Raw genomic sequence first — 15,621 nt, 5'->3', positions numbered from 1 at the left:
TATAAGGATCCATCAGTTGAGTTTTCACTTGTGCGCGATAGTATTGGCTATATCCATTCTTCTTTTGGCGTCCTTTTTATGTCTTTTTCTATCCGTCCCTATCTCTCTTTACACCCAAAGATCGAAAATCGTGTATTTATTGATCCCACCAGCACAATAATTGGTGCAGTAGATCTGGCAGATGACGTAAGTATCTGGCCCCTAGTCGCGATCCGAGGAGATGTTAACTATGTTTCCATTGGAGCTCGCTCCAATATTCAGGATGGGACGGTTATTCACGTCACCCATAAATCGGCGAGCAACCCTGAAGGCCTACCTACGATCATCGGAAAGGATGTCACCGTAGGTCATAAAGCCATGCTTCACGGCTGTACCATCGGCGATAGAGTACTTATTGGTATGGGGAGCATCATTTTGGATGGTGCAATAGTAGAAGACGATGTGATCATTGGAGCAGGTAGTTTAGTTTCGCCAGGCAAACGCTTAGAGAGTGGGTATATGTATTTTGGCAGCCCTGCCCGGCAAGTTCGCCTATTAACAGAAGAAGAAAAAGCAGGGTTGCTGTATTCAGCGAATAACTATGTCCGTTGGAAAGACGACTATCTCTCTCAACCAGAGATCCATACCCAACCATCTTCGCTATAGTCTTCATTCAGGATCTTGTGTTCTGCAATATCTTCAAGATCCCAACGCAGCGATCTAAAAAGAATCAAAGGATCAACATTCTGTCGATCCTTTGACATGCGCTTAAGCTCTTCTATATAGATAGCACAACATATTTGAAAGCCGTTTATTGTTGCAGGGAATAATACGGCTCTCTTATTCGCATCCCATTCTTCTTGATCGGGAAACTGTATCGCTTGATTCATAACGCCGATTCATCACGCATGATTTGCAGTACCGGTGAGATTTCAGGCATCACATCATTCCACAATAAGAATGCATGAGCAGCCTGCCCCACCAACATGCCAAACCCATCGGCTAGCTGATGCGCACCTTGTGCTTTCGCCCAAGCTAAGAAAGGTGTAAGCCCTTTCTGATAGAACATGTCATAACAGGCCGTGTTCTCACCAATAACCTCTGCGGGTATTTGCGGGATTTCGCCATGAATACCCGAAGCTGTCGCATTGATAATCAGATCAAAGCGTCTTGTTGATAGCGCACCAAACTCTACGGCATCAATATTTCCCAAATGGCCAAACACGTTTGCCAGCTCTTGAGCACGGCTATCGGTTCTATTAGCTATCGTGAGGTCACAGTCTAAAGAGAGAATCGGTTGGATAACGCCTCGAGCTGCGCCACCAGCCCCTAACAGCAAAACTTTTGCCTGAGGAGCAATCATGCCTAAGCGTTCAAGATCGCTAAGCAAACCTATACCGTCAGTGTTATCCCCCAACAATCGGCCATCGTCTAATAACTTAAGCGTGTTAACCGCCCCCGCCAATGAGGCTCTTTCCGTTAGCTCATCTGCGAGTTCATAAGCTTGCTCTTTGAAGGGGGTAGTAATGTTTGCCCCAATAGCGCCACCAGCAAAGAACAACTGGATACTTTTCTGAAAGTCATCAAGTGGAGCAAGCCGAGTTTCATAATTAAGCTCAATCCCAGTCTGCTGGCTAAACAGATGATGGATGCGTGGCGACTTACTGTGTTTAATCGGATTACCGAAGACGGCAAACTGCTTCATCACCATTATCCTTGTCTGAACAATTCGCCGGTCAACGCATCACGGATTTCGGATGGGTTCAAGCGCCCACCAACATCAGCGTCAACAACAGGGAAGGAGTTACCAAACTGCATACGAACCTCTTGGGCCGTGCGACAAGGTTCTAGGCCACTGAGGTTGGCGCTTGTCGATACCAGCGGTTTACCAAACTGCGTACATAAGGTTTGCACCAATGGATGGTCGCTAACTCGAACGGCTATCGTTGAGAAGCGGCCAGTAAGCCACTTTGGCGTAGAGCTTTTGGCAGGCATCACCCACGTTACAGGCCCTGGCCAATAAGAAAAGACCTCTGCGCGTCTTTCACCCGACAATTTGGCATCATCGACATACGGCAATAGCTGCTCATAATTAGCGGCAATCAGGATCAGACCTTTTTCCCATGTCCGTTGTTTTAGGTCGAGTAATGCATGCACGGCGCGTTCACTATCAGGATCGCAGCCCAAGCCAAAAACAGCCTCGGTAGGGTACGCCACAACTTTTTTATTTTTTAGCGCATTCAGTACATTTTCTAGCGATGTATTTTGTTCTTTATTCATTATCTTCTATTCGTTTACCACGGCTTTGCCGCAGAGTTTGCTCGCACAAAATAGTTTAACGCCCTGTGCAGTTCGCTTTTCTACTAACAGCGGATAGTGACAATAGCCACATACCCCCTCAATAGGTTTTAGATTTATCGCGAACTGACACTCTGGATATCGATCGCAGGCATGAAAAATTTTGCCATAACGGGATTTTCGTTGAAGTAGCTGCCCTTGTTGACACTGAGGACAAATAATAGAGGTGGTATCCGGTTTATCGATAACCTCAGTATGGTCACAATCAGGATAGGCACCGCAGCCAATGAACATCCCGTAACGTCCCTGCCGCAATACCAGCGTTGTACCACATTTAGGACACAGTTGGCCGTCCAGAACTTTAACGACGTGTCCATCCGACTGTGGTTTAAGCGGGCGGATAAACTGGCATTCTGGATAGCGTGAACAGCCGAGAAACGGCCCATGTTTGCCGCTGCGCATAACTAACTCAGCGCCGCACTCGGGACAATTTTCTGTATTTTTAACCGCAAGCAATGTTGCCTGACTCATAAATAGTTTCTTAATTCTTAGGGCATCCCTTTAGTGCAGATTTAGTGCAGGTAACCCTCGTTAACTTCAAACAGCAGTTCTTCCATCTGTTCATAGGCGTGCTCATGGCCGGGTACATTAAACAAAACCATCAGCACTACCCATTTCAAGTCTTCAAGATCGAACTGATCCGCATCCAGCGCCATCACACGATCAATGACCATTTCTCTTGTTTCTGGAGTTAACACCTGTATTTGTTCAAGAAAAAGCAGAAACCCTCGGCAAGCACAATCAAGGCGCATGGCCTCATCATCCGTATAAATGCGCATGACATGGGGGTCTGCGCATGAAATATACGGCATAGCGTCAGCCTCTTGCATCATAGCAAGTTTTTCTAACCAACCGAGGGCGCTATATATATCTTCCCGCTCAAACCCCGCACGCGTTAAATCATCGGTTAACTTATCTTGATCAACCTGCATCCCAGATGCTGTGTGTATATAGGTTTCAAACAGGTACATTAATACGTCGAACATGGCTAGCCCTCTTCAGTCGGACATAGCCGCCGGACACAGCTTTAATCCATCCTGCTAACTCCAGATCGAGCAAAGCCACCGCTATCTCTGGCACAGGTTGGCCGACACGTTCGGCGACGACGTCAACAGATGTCACCTCATATTCTACGTTAGCCAACACCTCGGCAAATGGCAATTCCGCAACGTCTTGCTCAGGATAAATAATTTCTGGGCTAGGGCTTGGTAACCAATGCAGGCCGCCAATTTGTTCAATAATATCCTTAGGATGCGCCACTAAATAAGCGCCCTGCTGAATCAGCCAATTGGAACCTGCGCTTTGCAGGTTATCAATAGAACCAGGGATAGCAAATACATCCTTTCCCTGCTCGAGGGCACAACGAGCAGTTATCAGCGTGCCACTTTTCTCTGCGGCCTCAACAATCAGCACTCCCTCACTCAACCCACTAATAATACGGTTCCGACGCGGGAAATACTCCGCTCTGGCTTTGGTGCTGGGAGGAAATTCAGAAACAATTGCACCGTGGTTTGCCACAATGCGTGACGCAAGATGTTCATGACAGGCAGGATAAAGCCGCGCTATTCCACAACCCAGTACAGCAATGGTTGTTCCCTGAGTTTCCAGGCATGCTCGATGCGCAATGCCATCAATACCTAATGCAAGACCGCTGGTTATTACTAGTCCCGCAGCTGAAAGCTCACTGGAAAAATAGGTCGCGCATGTTTCGCCATAGTCGCTATAACGCCGACTACCTACGATAGCAATTTGGGTCTGAGAGAGACACTCTGCGTTTCCCTTCACAAATAAAACCGGCGGTGGGTTAGCAATATTTTTCAGTTTTTCTGGATACCGAAGATCATCACAGCTAATGAGCTCGTTTTCCTGCTGGCTAAGCCAGTTCAGGTCGGCCTCAATATGTTCAGCTGCTAGAAATTTCTGCGCTTGGTTCTCAGTCAACCCCAGTTTTCGCAGCAAGAGAACGTTTGGTTTGCCTTCAGAACAATGCTGCACAATAGCAAAACACTGCGGCAAAGAAACTTTTTGCAGTCGACTCAGCCGGAGCCATATTTCCTGAACATCCATGTTTGCCCCTTGTGCAGCCTGCACCTATGTGTTCAATAGGTGAACAATACTGTCAATCAGGGCCGGAAATGTCTAGAATAGTGAGTGACAATCATTCCACTACTCAGAGACAGATCGAATAATTTATGGCGGTATTGCAGGTATTACATTTCCCCGATGAGCGGCTCCGCACAGTGGCGCAGCCGGTAAAAGAAGTCACACCAGAAATTCAGCGTATCGTTGATGACATGTTTGACACCATGTACGCAGAAGAAGGTATTGGTCTGGCTGCCACCCAGGTAGACGTTCACCAGCGTATTATCGTCATTGATGTGTCTGAAAACCACGATCAGCGCTTAGTTCTGATCAATCCAGAATTACTCTCCAGCGAAGGTGAAACGGGTATTGAAGAGGGTTGCCTCTCTGTTCCTGAGCATCGTGCATTAGTTCCACGCGCTGAGCGAGTCAAAATTCGTGCTCTCGATCGTGAAGGTAAACCTTTCGAGCTTGAAGCAGACGATCTGCTCGCTATCTGTATTCAGCATGAAATGGATCATTTGATCGGAAAATTATTTGTCGATTACCTCTCGCCTCTGAAGCGTCAGCGTATCCGTCAGAAACTGGAGAAGCTGTATAAACAGCAAACCAGAGGCTAATTAGTCCATCATTAGCAGGAAACAACATTGTCTGATTCTTTGCGTATTATTTTTGCGGGAACTCCCGATTTTGCAGCGCGTCATCTTGACGCGCTTTTGTCTTCCCAGCATCAAATCGTTGGCGTATTTACTCAGCCCGATCGCCCTGCTGGACGCGGCAATAAACTCACACCAAGCCCAGTCAAGGTATTAGCACAACAGCATGATCTGCCTGTGTTTCAGCCCGCATCACTACGTCCTGAAGAAAACCAGAAGCTGGTTTCTGACCTTAACGCGGATGTTATGGTCGTGGTTGCCTATGGTTTGATCCTGCCTAAAGCCGTGCTAGACATGCCTCGCCTCGGCTGCATTAACGTACATGGTTCTCTACTTCCACGCTGGCGTGGCGCAGCGCCTATCCAGCGCGCGCTCTGGGCGGGTGATGCAGAAACCGGTGTCACCATTATGCAAATGGACGTAGGTCTAGATACCGGCGACATGCTGCATAAAGTCTCTTGCCCAATTACCTCTCAAGATACCAGCGCAACGTTGTACGATAAGTTGGCAGATCTAGGCCCACAGGGCCTCATCACCACGCTGACTCAATTAGCCAATGGAACTGCTGTACCTGAGAAACAGGATGAAGCATTAGTTACCTATGCTGAAAAACTCAGCAAGGACGAAGCCCGTCTGAATTGGACTCTTTCAGCCGTTCAGCTTGAACGTTGCGTCCGCTCTTTCAATCCATGGCCTGTCAGTTTCTTTATGATTGATGAGCAACCGGTAAAAGTGTGGCAGTCTCAAGCATTAGACGCGGAGCATAACCAAGCGCCGGGAACCATCATCAGTGCAGATAAACAGGGCATCGCCGTGGCTACCGCGGAGGGTATCTTACTGATGACTCAGCTACAGCCTTCTGGCAAAAAAAGCATGTCCGCGCAGGATTTATTGAATTCTCGTCGCGAATGGTTCACTCCGGGCAATTGTCTCGAGTAAGCAATTTACGATTGCGTAAAGGGCCCACTTGGGCCCTTTTTGTTTGAAATTGACGCAAAACAGTCTCTAAACTTCAAACCAGCCCCCTATTCGCGGTAAACTTCGCGTAATAATTCAAATTCTTAATTTATGCTGCAATGGTCAGCCTTACGCTATGAAAAACACTCCTTATAATTTGCGTGCTATTGCTGCTAAAGCTCTCAGTTCGGTACTCGATCAAGGGCAATCCCTTAGCACGGTTCTTCCAGCACTGAGCAAAGAAGTCAGTGAAAAAGATCGCGCACTGCTGCAGGAACTTTGCTTCGGGGTGCTGCGCGTTCTACCTCAGCTTGAATGGTATATTCAGCAATTGATGGCTAAGGTTCTTACCGGCAAGCAGCGCTCATTGCATTACCTCATCATGGTGGGCATTTACCAGCTGGTTTATACTCGCATCCCACCTCACGCCGCATTAGCGGAAACGGTAAATGGTGCGGTAGCTTTAAAACGGCCGCAGCTGAAAGGATTGATCAACGGCGTACTACGTCAGTTTCAACGCCAAGAAGATCAGCTCAAAGAACGTTCCCAAAATAACGAATGTCGCTTCCTCCATCCTTCTTGGTTACTGAAACGCTTGCAGCAAGCTTATCCAGAGCAGTGGGAATCTATCGTTGATGCCAATAATCAGCGCCCGCCAATGTGGCTACGCGTTAATCGCCTTCACCACACCCGTGATGAATATCTGGCATTGCTGGCAAACGCTGAAATTAATGCTTTTGCCCACCCGCAGTTCCCTGATGCTATTTGCCTTGAAGAAGCCACGCCCGTCGGACGCCTGCCAGGGTTTGAACAAGGATGGGTCACCGTACAAGACGCTAGTGCCCAGCACTGCGTCGATCTCCTTGATCCGCAAAACGGCGAACAGATCCTCGATCTATGCTGTGCGCCTGGGGGAAAAACGACACATATTCTCGAAGCGGCACCAAAAGCACATGTGCTTGCCGTTGACGTTGATGAAAATCGCCTGAAACGCGTAAAAGAAAACCTGCAACGCTTGCAACAGCAGGCCGAAGTGAAATGCGGCGATGGGCGCTACCCAGAGAGCTGGTGTGGCGACAAACAGTTTGATCGCATCTTACTTGATGCCCCTTGCTCCGCGACCGGTGTGATCCGTCGTCATCCTGATATCAAGTGGTTACGCCGCGATCGTGATATCGCTGAACTAGCTGCGTTGCAGAAAGAGATCATTGAAGCTATTTGGCCGCGCTTAAAATCAGGCGGAGTAATGGTGTATGCCACCTGCTCTGTTTTACCTGAAGAAAATGCTCAACAGATGCGCGAGTTCCTTACCCGCCATCCTGAAGCGAAACTTGTAGCCACAGACAACGAGAACCCAGGGCTACAACATCTTCCCCATACACAGGATGGTGATGGGTTCTTTTACGCTAAGCTGATTAAAGCATGACAGTGTCTGCCTGCGGACGACACAGGCTTATCAATAGCGCAAAACAGAGAGCACAATGAAGATAATTATTCTTGGCGCCGGACAAGTGGGCGGCACACTGGCAGAAAACTTGGTCGGTGAAAACAACGACATAACTATTGTCGATACAAATAGCGATCGCCTTCGCCAATTGCAGGATAAATTCGATCTTAGAGTGGTTCAAGGCCACGGTTCTCACCCGCGCGTATTACGAGAAGCAGGCGCAGATGATGCCGATATGCTTGTGGCAGTCACAAGTTCTGATGAAACCAACATGGTTGCCTGTCAGGTGGCATATTCTCTATTTAATACACCAAACCGTATCGCGCGTATTCGTTCGACAGAATACATACGCGAAAATGAGCGTCTGTTTAATGCCGAAGCTGTTCCTATAGATCATCTCATATCACCTGAGCAGTTGGTGACTGATTATGTCTATCGCTTAATCGAGTATCCTGGCGCATTGCAGGTTGTGAACTTTGCTGAAGGAAAAGTCAGTCTTGCGGTGGTAAAAGCCTATTATGGTGGCCCATTGGTGGGCAACGCATTAGCTTCCCTAAAAGAACATATGCCGCACATTGATACGCGCGTTGCTGCTATTTTCCGTCAAGATCGCCCGATCAGGCCTCAGGGTTCTACAATCATTGAAGCTGGTGATGAAGTCTTTTTTGTTGCCGCATCACAGCATATCCGCGCCGTTATGAGCGAACTTCAGCGCCTAGAGAAACCTTATAAGCGCATCATGATTGTTGGCGGTGGGAACGTCGGCGCAGGTTTAGCTCATCGCTTAGAAAAAGACTATAGCGTGAAGCTGATTGAACGTAATCAACAGCGTGCTGCTGAATTAGCCGAAATTTTGCATGACACCATCGTGTTCTACGGCGATGCCTCCGATCAAGAATTGCTGATGGAAGAGCACATTGATCAGGTTGACGTATTTATTGCCCTGACTAACGATGATGAAGCCAATATCATGTCTGCAATGTTAGCTAAGCGCTTAGGTGCCAAAAAAGTCATGGTACTGATTCAAAGAAGTGCCTATGTAGATTTGGTTCAGGGCAGCGTTATCGACATCGCTATCTCACCACAGCAAGCCACTATTTCTGCTCTGCTCGGGCACGTTCGAAAGGCAGATATCGTCAGCGTTTCCTCGCTGCGCCGTGGTGTTGCTGAAGCTATCGAGGCCATCGCGCACGGTGATGAAAGCACGTCAAAAGTCGTCGGGCGTAGAGTCGAGGAAATCAAGCTGCCGCCGGGTACAACTATCGGGGCTATCGTTCGTGGTGACGATGTGATCATCGCTAATAGTGAGTCTAAAATTGAACAAGGCGACCATGTCATCATGTTCTTAACGGACAAAAAATTTATTACCGACGTTGAGCGCCTGTTCCAGCCAAGCCCATTCTTCTTATAGCCGTGCAAATGAGTGGCAGCATTGTATTCATGTTTGGACGCGTTGGTGACTGTTAATTTTGCATCTGAGTTTTGTCAATTAATGCTATGTTTGTTAAGCTTGTGTTATTGATTTTATAAGGGGTGGTCTATGAGTTTATTAAAAGAGTTTCGTGAATTTGCCATGCGTGGCAACGTGGTTGATTTAGCTGTCGGTGTTATCATCGGTGCTGCTTTCGGCAAAATTGTCTCATCTTTAGTTGCCGATATTATTATGCCCCCACTAGGCCTGCTCATTGGCGGTGTTGATTTCAAGCAATTCCATTGGGTTATGCGTGCCGCAGAAGGTGCAACACCGGCGGTCATCATGAACTATGGCCAATTTATCCAAAACATCTTTGATTTTGTGATCGTCGCTTTCGCTATTTTCTTGGCAATTAAGCTGATGAACAGAATGCGTCGTCAGGAAGCAGACGTTCCAGCAGCGCCACCTGCACCAACAACAGAAGAAAAGCTGTTAACAGAAATTCGCGATCTGCTAAAACAGCAGCAAAAATAATTTGTTGGTGTTAATAAAAAAGCCGCTTAATAAAGCGGCTTTTTTGTTTCTGATAGAAAACAGAAGGCTGTAGGTAAAATACATCATCATTAATGCAGTTTGCCTACAGCCTCCCAGCTGCCTTTTTTGCCATGTTTAGCTTTACGGCTATAGCTACCTTTGCCTTTGTTATTTTTCTCTACGCGCTGCTTGAACAATGGATCATGTAAAAGAGCCTGAATAGCATTATCAGCAATTACGCCTTTGGTATGTTGATATTTAGTCGTCATAATAACTTCCTCATTAACAATATGATGGCTTAGGGTAAACCCCTCGTAAATCTATACGCGTCAATCGCTCTGCCGCGCCCTGCTCCAAGGCTTCAAGAATAGAACAGTAGGTACTCGTATGCGCTTTTCCACAGCACGCATCACTTAGGCGCTTTAGAGAACCACGCATAAGTTCCAACTCACTAATCTTACTTTCTACCTCAGCCAATCTGGCGTCAACGATCGATTTCGATTCTTGGCAAGTATGGTGCATAGGATCAACTCGGATCGAGAGTAACTCGCGAATCGACTCTAGCGTAAAACCAAGTTGCTTAGCATAGCGGATAAAACGTAATCTTTGAAGATCATGATCGGTGTAGAGCCGGTACCCGCCTTCTGTCCGCACTTCATGATCCATCATCTTCTGCTTTTCGTAATAACGAACGGTGTCTGGAGTTACGCCAGCAAGCTTCGCCAATTGTCCGATACGATACATAGTTTGTCTCTACTCAGGGTCAAAATGCTGGGTAAATTTGTCCGCATACTCAGTATGTAAAAAATCCGTGCTCATACCCGCTTGCCGTAAACGAAATTCTAATACATCCAATCTTTTATTGAGCTCTATAAAATCAGGATGCTCACGAGAAAGACCACGAAGCAGTGACGCTAGCGTTGCGGCTTCCTTTCTTTGCTCGATCTCAGGTGGCAAACATCCCGCATTTTTTAAAAGACGGTAACCAACACGTAAGTCTGCTGGAACATGAGAGTCATCATCCAGCAATAGAGGCTTACCCTCACCAGATAGATTATCAAGCTCACCGCGCTTCAACGCTGAACTAATATGGCGCTCGGCCCATTCATCGACTAAAAACATAGCACTCAATCCAAATGAATATCTCTATAGCTTATAGCAGGATGACAGAAAAAATGAAGGAATACGCAGAAGGTGAAGTAAAGGCGATAAATTTTAGATATAAAAAAGCCGGGCCTAAGCCCGGCATTTTCATGCTTCTACAGATTACTCTGCAGTTGCTTCTGCATCAGATACAGAACGATCAACGAGTTCGATGTAAGCCATCGGCGCGTTGTCGCCTGCACGGAAGCCACACTTCAGAATGCGAGTGTAACCACCGGCGCGGCTCGCGAAACGCGGGCCTAGCTCGTTAAACAGTTTTGCCACGATCTCGTTATCACGAGTACGGGCGAATGCCAGACGACGATTAGCAACGCTGTCGGTCTTGGCAAGAGTAATCAGCGGCTCAACCACGCGACGCAGCTCTTTCGCTTTCGGCAGGGTCGTCTTGATGATTTCATGACGAACCAAAGAGCCGGCCATATTGCGGAACATAGCTTGGCGATGGCTGCTGTTACGGTTCAGTTGACGACCACTCTTACGATGGCGCATGACCTTATCCTTCTCAGTAAAACCTTAACCTGTGACCTAGTTACTCGTCAGCAATGCTAGCTGGCGGCCAGTTTTCGAGGCGCATGCCCAGAGACAGACCACGTGAAGCCAGCACGTCTTTAATCTCAGTAAGAGATTTTTTACCCAAGTTCGGCGTTTTCAGCAACTCAACTTCGGTACGCTGTACTAGATCACCGATGTAGTGGATAGCTTCTGCCTTGAGGCAGTTAGCAGAGCGGACAGTCAATTCCAGATCGTCAACAGGGCGCAGCAGGATCGGATCGAACTCCGGCTTCTCTTCTTTAACTTCCGGCTGACGCACATCACGTAGGTCAACGAAAGCTTCAAGTTGTTCAGCCAAGATAGTTGCCGCACGGCGGATTGATTCTTCCGGATCAATCGTACCATTGGTTTCCATCTCGATAACCAGCTTGTCCAGGTCGGTACGCTGTTCAACACGAGCCGCTTCAACATTGTAAGCAATACGCTCTACAGGGCTGTAGCAAGCATCGACTAACAGACGGCCGATCGGGCGCTCATCTTCTTCCGAATGAATTCGGGCAGAAGCCGGCACATAACCACGACCACGCTGAATTTTGATACGCATACTAATTGATGCATTTTCATCAGTCAGATGGCAGATCACATGCTGCGGCTTGACGATTTCGACATCACCATCATGGGTGATATCGGCTGCAGTCACAGGGCCAATGCCAGACTTATTCAGGGTAAGAATAACTTCATCTTTGCCTTGAACTTTCACCGCCAGCCCTTTCAGGTTGAGCAGGATTTCCAGGATATCTTCCTGTACACCTTCTTTGGTGCTGTACTCATGTAGTACACCATCAATCTCAACCTCGGTCACCGCGCAACCCGGCATAGATGAAAGCAGAATACGGCGCAGTGCGTTACCAAGAGTATGGCCAAAGCCACGCTCTAACGGCTCAAGGGTCACCTTGGCGTGCGTCGAACTCAGTTGCTCGATATCTACCAGGCGCGGTTTTAGAAACTCTGTCACAGAACCCTGCATTGTGTCCTCTCTTTGGTACTAAGCTTTACTTAGAGTAAAGCTCGACGATCAGGTGTTCGTTAATGTCCGCAGACAGGTCGGAACGTTCAGGATTACGTTTGAACACACCTTCCATCTTAGCAGCATCAACTTCCAGCCAAGTCGGCTTTTCACGCTGCTCAGCCAGCTCCAGAGCGGCCTTCACACGAGATTGCTTTTTAGCTTTCTCACGTACGCTGACTACGTCATTAGGAGATACCTGATAAGAAGCGATGTTAACAACGCGACCATTTACTACGACTGCTTTATGGCTAACCAACTGACGTGCTTCTGCACGAGTGGCGCCGAAGCCCATACGGTAAACGACGTTGTCCAGACGACCTTCCAGCAGTTGCAACAGGTTTGCACCAGTGTTGCCTTTCAGGCGGGCTGCTTCTTTATAATAGTTACGGAACTGACGCTCCAGAACGCCGTAGATACGACGAACTTTTTGCTTCTCACGTAACTGAACACCATAGTCAGACAGACGCGGTTTACGCGCACCGTGCTGGCCAGGTGCCTGCTCAATTTTACACTTGGTATCGATCGCACGAACGCCAGACTTAAGGAATAAGTCTGTGCCCTCACGACGGCTCAGCTTGAGCTTAGGACCCAAATATCTTGCCATTTTCTTTCTCCAACAATCCGAGTAACGACGTTATACGCGACGTTTCTTCGGCGGACGACAACCGTTATGAGGGATCGGAGTCACATCAGTAATATTAGTGATGCGGAAACCAGCCGCGTTCAACGCGCGGATAGTAGACTCACGGCCAGGACCAGGTCCTTTAACCATAACTTCCAGATTCTTAATTCCGTACTCTTTTACTGCTTCGGCGCAACGTTCTGCTGCTACCTGTGCGGCAAACGGAGTGGATTTACGAGAACCACGGAAACCGGAACCACCGGCTGTTGCCCAACCCAGTGCGTTACCCTGACGATCAGTAATGGTAACAATGGTGTTGTTGAAAGAAGCATGGACGTGAGCCACACCGTCAGAGACTTGCTTTCTTACACGCTTACGTGCACGAATAGGTGCCTTTGCCATTATTCAATCACCCCGATTATTTCTTGATCGGTTTACGCGGACCCTTACGGGTACGTGCGTTGGTCTTAGTACGCTGACCGCGAACCGGTAGACCACGACGATGACGCAAACCACGATAGGTACCAAGATCCATCAGACGCTTGATGCTCAGGGTTACTTCACGACGCAGGTCACCTTCTACAGTGTACTTGGCAACTTCGTCACGCAGCTTATCGATTTGCTCTTCAGACAGCTCACTGATCTTAACATTTTCAGCAATGCCCGTTGCTTCACAGATAGCCTGTGAACGGGTTTTGCCGATACCGAAGATCGCAGTTAATGCGATTACAGTATGTTTTTGATCAGGAATGTTAATGCCTGCTATACGGGCCACTATGCACTCCTAAATTTTTATACAACAGTACCACTCTGAAAAGCCCGTTTTCAGGATACTCAAATGATACTGTAGCAACATACAAAAGATTGGCTGGCTAATCTAGCCAGCTCAACCCAACTTTGCAAGAAAAATATGCGAGATAATCAGCCTTGACGCTGTTTATGCTTCGGTTCTACGCTGCAAATCACACGCACAACACCGTTGCGCTTAACAATTTTACAGTTACGACATAATTTCTTGACGGAAGCACGAACTTTCATTTTACTCTCCGTAACTTCTCAAACTCACCAAGATTAGCGGTTATAGCCTTTCAGGTTCGCTTTCTTCAATGCAGACTCATACTGACTTGACATCATTAGAGTTTGCACTTGAGCCATAAAGTCCATGATGACCACAACTACGATGAGTAGTGATGTACCACCAAAGTAGAATGGTACTTTCATTGCATCACGCATGAACTCCGGGATCAGGCAGATAAAGGTAATATACAACGCACCAATTAAGGTTAAACGAGTCATTACTTTATCGATATACTTCGCCGTTTGCTCTCCCGGACGAATTCCTGGTACGAATGCACCGGACTTCTTCAGGTTATCAGCTGTTTCTCTTGGGTTGAAAACCAACGCCGTATAGAAGAAACAGAAGAAGATGATTGCAGACGCATAGAGTAACACATAAAGCGGTTGCCCAGGCTGCAAATACAGCGAAATTGTAGTCAGCCAGTTCCAACCGGTGCCGCCCCCGAACCAAGATGCAATCGTGGCTGGGAACAGAATAATGCTGGAAGCAAAGATAGCAGGGATTACACCAGCCATATTCACTTTCAACGGTAAATGTGTGCTCTGTGCTGCATAAACACGACGACCTTGCTGACGCTTAGCATAGTTAACGACGATACGACGCTGACCACGTTCTACGAAAACAACGAAGAAGGTTACTGCAAATACTAACACTGCAACCAACAGCAACAGGAGGAAGTGCAGGTCGCCCTGCCGCGCTTGCTCGATAGTATGGCCAATTGCCGGCGGTAAACCCGCTACAATCCCCGCAAAGATAATGATTGAGATACCGTTGCCGATACCACGTTCAGTTATCTGCTCACCCAGCCACATTAGGAACATAGTCCCTGTAACCAAGCTCACCACCGCGGTGAAGTAGAACGCAAAGCCAGGGTTTATAACCAAGCCTTGCATTCCTGGCATATTCGGAAGACCGGTAGCAATACCGATCGACTGGAATATGGCTAAAACCAGCGTACCGTAACGGGTGTACTGACTAATCTTACGACGGCCAGCCTCCCCTTCTTTCTTAATTTCCGCTAACGCTGGGTGAACCACCGTTAACAACTGGATAATAATGGACGCAGAAATATACGGCATAATACCCAGAGCAAAGATAGAAGCACGGCTGAGAGCACCACCAGAGAACATGTTAAACATTTCAATGATGGTGCCTCTCTGCTGTTCGAGCAGTTTGGCAAGTACAGCGGCATCAATACCAGGGATCGGAATGAAAGAGCCAATACGGAAAACTATGAGCGCCCCAATTACAAACAGCAGTCTGCGCTTGAGTTCGCCAAGTCCACCCTTGGCACTTTGATAATCTAATCCTGGTTGCTTAGCCATCTGCTACTTATTCCTCAATTTTACCGCCAGCAGCTTCGATAGCAGCACGAGCGCCTTTGGTGACACGAAGGCCACGCAAAGTCACAGCACGATTGATTTCACCAGAAAGCATAACTTTCGCGAATTCAATCTGTGGGCCAACTACGTTAGCGGCTTTCAGAGTGTTCAGGTCGATAACATCGCCTTCAACTAAAGCGATCTCTGACAGACGAACTTCTGCAGTGATCATTGCTTTACGAGAAGTAAAGCCGAATTTCGGCAGACGACGGTACAGAGGCATCTGACCACCTTCGAAACCACGACGTACGCCACCGCCAGAACGAGACTTCTGACCTTTGTGACCACGACCGCCGGTTTTACCCAGGCCAGAACCGATACCACGACCCAGACGCTTGGAAGCGTGCTTGGACCCTTCGGCCGGAGACAGAGTATTTAAACGCATCT

23 protein-coding genes are annotated in these 15,621 nt (G+C 47.8%); 6 read left to right on the top strand and 17 right to left on the bottom strand.

The window, feature by feature from the left end; translation table 11 throughout:
* Nucleotides 1-78: 78 nt before the first annotated feature.
* Nucleotides 79-645, top strand: a complete 567-nt coding sequence (locus tag BN1044_RS15750) for a gamma carbonic anhydrase family protein (protein WP_072309477.1) — start codon at nt 79-81, stop codon at nt 643-645.
* Here the strand turns inward: BN1044_RS15750 and BN1044_RS15745 are convergent.
* Genes BN1044_RS15745 through dprA form a run of 6 tightly spaced genes read right to left on the bottom strand, consistent with a single transcriptional unit; the run spans nt 609 to nt 4,404 of the window.
* Entirely contained in the window at nt 609-869 is a 261-nt protein-coding gene (locus tag BN1044_RS15745) for a DUF1488 family protein (RefSeq protein ID WP_072309476.1), read from the bottom strand. The two genes, BN1044_RS15750 and BN1044_RS15745, sit on opposite strands and share 37 nt — an antisense overlap.
* On the bottom strand, nt 866-1,684 hold the full coding sequence (aroE, locus tag BN1044_RS15740; protein ID WP_072309475.1) for a shikimate dehydrogenase: 819 nt from the start codon (nt 1,682-1,684) through the stop codon (nt 866-868). Before aroE ends, BN1044_RS15745 begins: the two co-directional genes overlap by 4 nt.
* Before the next feature lie 5 nt (nt 1,685-1,689).
* Nucleotides 1,690-2,259 (bottom strand): L-threonylcarbamoyladenylate synthase type 1 TsaC, encoded by a 570-nt coding sequence (gene tsaC / locus BN1044_RS15735; RefSeq protein ID WP_072309474.1) that lies wholly within the window; start codon nt 2,257-2,259, stop codon nt 1,690-1,692.
* A gap of 6 nt (nt 2,260-2,265) precedes the next feature.
* Nucleotides 2,266-2,808, bottom strand: a complete 543-nt coding sequence (locus tag BN1044_RS15730) for a DNA topoisomerase family protein (protein WP_072309473.1) — start codon at nt 2,806-2,808, stop codon at nt 2,266-2,268.
* Nucleotides 2,809-2,849: 41 nt separating this feature from the next.
* Nucleotides 2,850-3,323 (bottom strand): DUF494 family protein, encoded by a 474-nt coding sequence (locus tag BN1044_RS15725; protein ID WP_072309472.1) that lies wholly within the window; start codon nt 3,321-3,323, stop codon nt 2,850-2,852.
* Nucleotides 3,295-4,404: a DNA-protecting protein DprA gene (gene dprA / locus BN1044_RS15720; protein WP_072309471.1), complete on the bottom strand. Its 1,110-nt coding sequence runs from the start codon at nt 4,402-4,404 to the stop codon at nt 3,295-3,297. The genes BN1044_RS15725 and dprA overlap by 29 nt, the downstream gene beginning before the upstream one ends.
* A 125-nt stretch (nt 4,405-4,529) precedes the next feature.
* On the opposite strand from dprA, the gene def reads away from it, so the two are divergent.
* The 5 genes from def to mscL all read left to right on the top strand — a co-directional run bounded on the left by def (nt 4,530) and on the right by mscL (nt 9,427).
* The gene (gene def / locus BN1044_RS15715; RefSeq protein ID WP_040046962.1) at nt 4,530-5,039 is read left to right on the top strand and encodes a peptide deformylase; all 510 of its coding nucleotides are present in this window, start codon (nt 4,530-4,532) and stop codon (nt 5,037-5,039) included.
* A 27-nt stretch (nt 5,040-5,066) separates the two neighbouring features.
* Nucleotides 5,067-6,014 carry a methionyl-tRNA formyltransferase gene (gene fmt / locus BN1044_RS15710; RefSeq protein ID WP_072309470.1) on the top strand — a complete coding sequence of 316 codons (948 nt, stop codon included), beginning with the start codon at nt 5,067-5,069 and terminating at the stop codon, nt 6,012-6,014.
* A 154-nt stretch (nt 6,015-6,168) separates the two neighbouring features.
* Nucleotides 6,169-7,458 carry a 16S rRNA (cytosine(967)-C(5))-methyltransferase RsmB gene (rsmB, locus tag BN1044_RS15705; protein ID WP_072309469.1) on the top strand — a complete coding sequence of 430 codons (1,290 nt, stop codon included), beginning with the start codon at nt 6,169-6,171 and terminating at the stop codon, nt 7,456-7,458.
* A 55-nt stretch (nt 7,459-7,513) separates the two neighbouring features.
* Nucleotides 7,514-8,890 carry a Trk system potassium transporter TrkA gene (trkA, locus tag BN1044_RS15700; RefSeq protein WP_025802637.1) on the top strand — a complete coding sequence of 459 codons (1,377 nt, stop codon included), beginning with the start codon at nt 7,514-7,516 and terminating at the stop codon, nt 8,888-8,890.
* A gap of 129 nt (nt 8,891-9,019) precedes the next feature.
* Complete coding sequence (gene mscL, locus BN1044_RS15695; RefSeq protein ID WP_040046965.1) at nt 9,020-9,427, top strand: large-conductance mechanosensitive channel protein MscL; 408 nt, start codon at nt 9,020-9,022, stop codon at nt 9,425-9,427.
* Between the two features lie 89 nt (nt 9,428-9,516).
* On the opposite strand, the gene BN1044_RS15690 is transcribed toward mscL, so the two are convergent.
* The 11 genes from BN1044_RS15690 to rplO all read right to left on the bottom strand — a co-directional run bounded on the left by BN1044_RS15690 (nt 9,517) and on the right by rplO (nt 15,619).
* Nucleotides 9,517-9,696 (bottom strand): alternative ribosome-rescue factor A, encoded by a 180-nt coding sequence (locus tag BN1044_RS15690; protein WP_072309468.1) that lies wholly within the window; start codon nt 9,694-9,696, stop codon nt 9,517-9,519.
* 13 nt (nt 9,697-9,709) lie between these two features.
* Nucleotides 9,710-10,171, bottom strand: a complete 462-nt coding sequence (zntR, locus tag BN1044_RS15685) for a Zn(2+)-responsive transcriptional regulator (RefSeq protein WP_072309467.1) — start codon at nt 10,169-10,171, stop codon at nt 9,710-9,712.
* 9 nt (nt 10,172-10,180) lie between these two features.
* Nucleotides 10,181-10,549, bottom strand: coding sequence for a DnaJ family domain-containing protein (locus BN1044_RS15680; protein WP_072309466.1), 369 nt, complete (start codon nt 10,547-10,549; stop codon nt 10,181-10,183).
* A gap of 144 nt (nt 10,550-10,693) precedes the next feature.
* On the bottom strand, nt 10,694-11,080 hold the full coding sequence (gene rplQ / locus BN1044_RS15675; RefSeq protein ID WP_008815460.1) for a 50S ribosomal protein L17: 387 nt from the start codon (nt 11,078-11,080) through the stop codon (nt 10,694-10,696).
* A 40-nt stretch (nt 11,081-11,120) separates the two neighbouring features.
* Entirely contained in the window at nt 11,121-12,110 is a 990-nt protein-coding gene (locus tag BN1044_RS15670; RefSeq protein ID WP_004846552.1) for a DNA-directed RNA polymerase subunit alpha, read from the bottom strand.
* A 25-nt stretch (nt 12,111-12,135) separates the two neighbouring features.
* Nucleotides 12,136-12,756: a 30S ribosomal protein S4 gene (gene rpsD / locus BN1044_RS15665; RefSeq protein WP_025802647.1), complete on the bottom strand. Its 621-nt coding sequence runs from the start codon at nt 12,754-12,756 to the stop codon at nt 12,136-12,138.
* Nucleotides 12,757-12,786: 30 nt separating this feature from the next.
* On the bottom strand, nt 12,787-13,176 hold the full coding sequence (gene rpsK / locus BN1044_RS15660) for a 30S ribosomal protein S11 (protein WP_002438687.1): 390 nt from the start codon (nt 13,174-13,176) through the stop codon (nt 12,787-12,789).
* 16 nt (nt 13,177-13,192) lie between these two features.
* Complete coding sequence (gene rpsM / locus BN1044_RS15655; protein WP_008815461.1) at nt 13,193-13,549, bottom strand: 30S ribosomal protein S13; 357 nt, start codon at nt 13,547-13,549, stop codon at nt 13,193-13,195.
* Between the two features lie 146 nt (nt 13,550-13,695).
* Nucleotides 13,696-13,812, bottom strand: coding sequence for a 50S ribosomal protein L36 (gene rpmJ, locus BN1044_RS15650; protein WP_008815462.1), 117 nt, complete (start codon nt 13,810-13,812; stop codon nt 13,696-13,698).
* Nucleotides 13,813-13,845: 33 nt separating this feature from the next.
* Nucleotides 13,846-15,177, bottom strand: coding sequence for a preprotein translocase subunit SecY (secY, locus tag BN1044_RS15645; RefSeq protein ID WP_004846557.1), 1,332 nt, complete (start codon nt 15,175-15,177; stop codon nt 13,846-13,848).
* Between the two features lie 7 nt (nt 15,178-15,184).
* Nucleotides 15,185-15,619 carry a 50S ribosomal protein L15 gene (rplO, locus tag BN1044_RS15640; protein WP_004846562.1) on the bottom strand — a complete coding sequence of 145 codons (435 nt, stop codon included), beginning with the start codon at nt 15,617-15,619 and terminating at the stop codon, nt 15,185-15,187.
* Nucleotides 15,620-15,621: the final 2 nt, after the last annotated feature.

The sequence above is a fragment of the Hafnia alvei genome (genome assembly GCF_900095695.1).
In the GTDB taxonomy this organism is placed as follows: Bacteria; Pseudomonadota; Gammaproteobacteria; order Enterobacterales; family Enterobacteriaceae; genus Hafnia; species Hafnia alvei_B.
The sequence above is the reverse complement of the archived record's forward strand: the minus strand, read 5'-3'. Positions and strand labels throughout refer to the sequence as shown.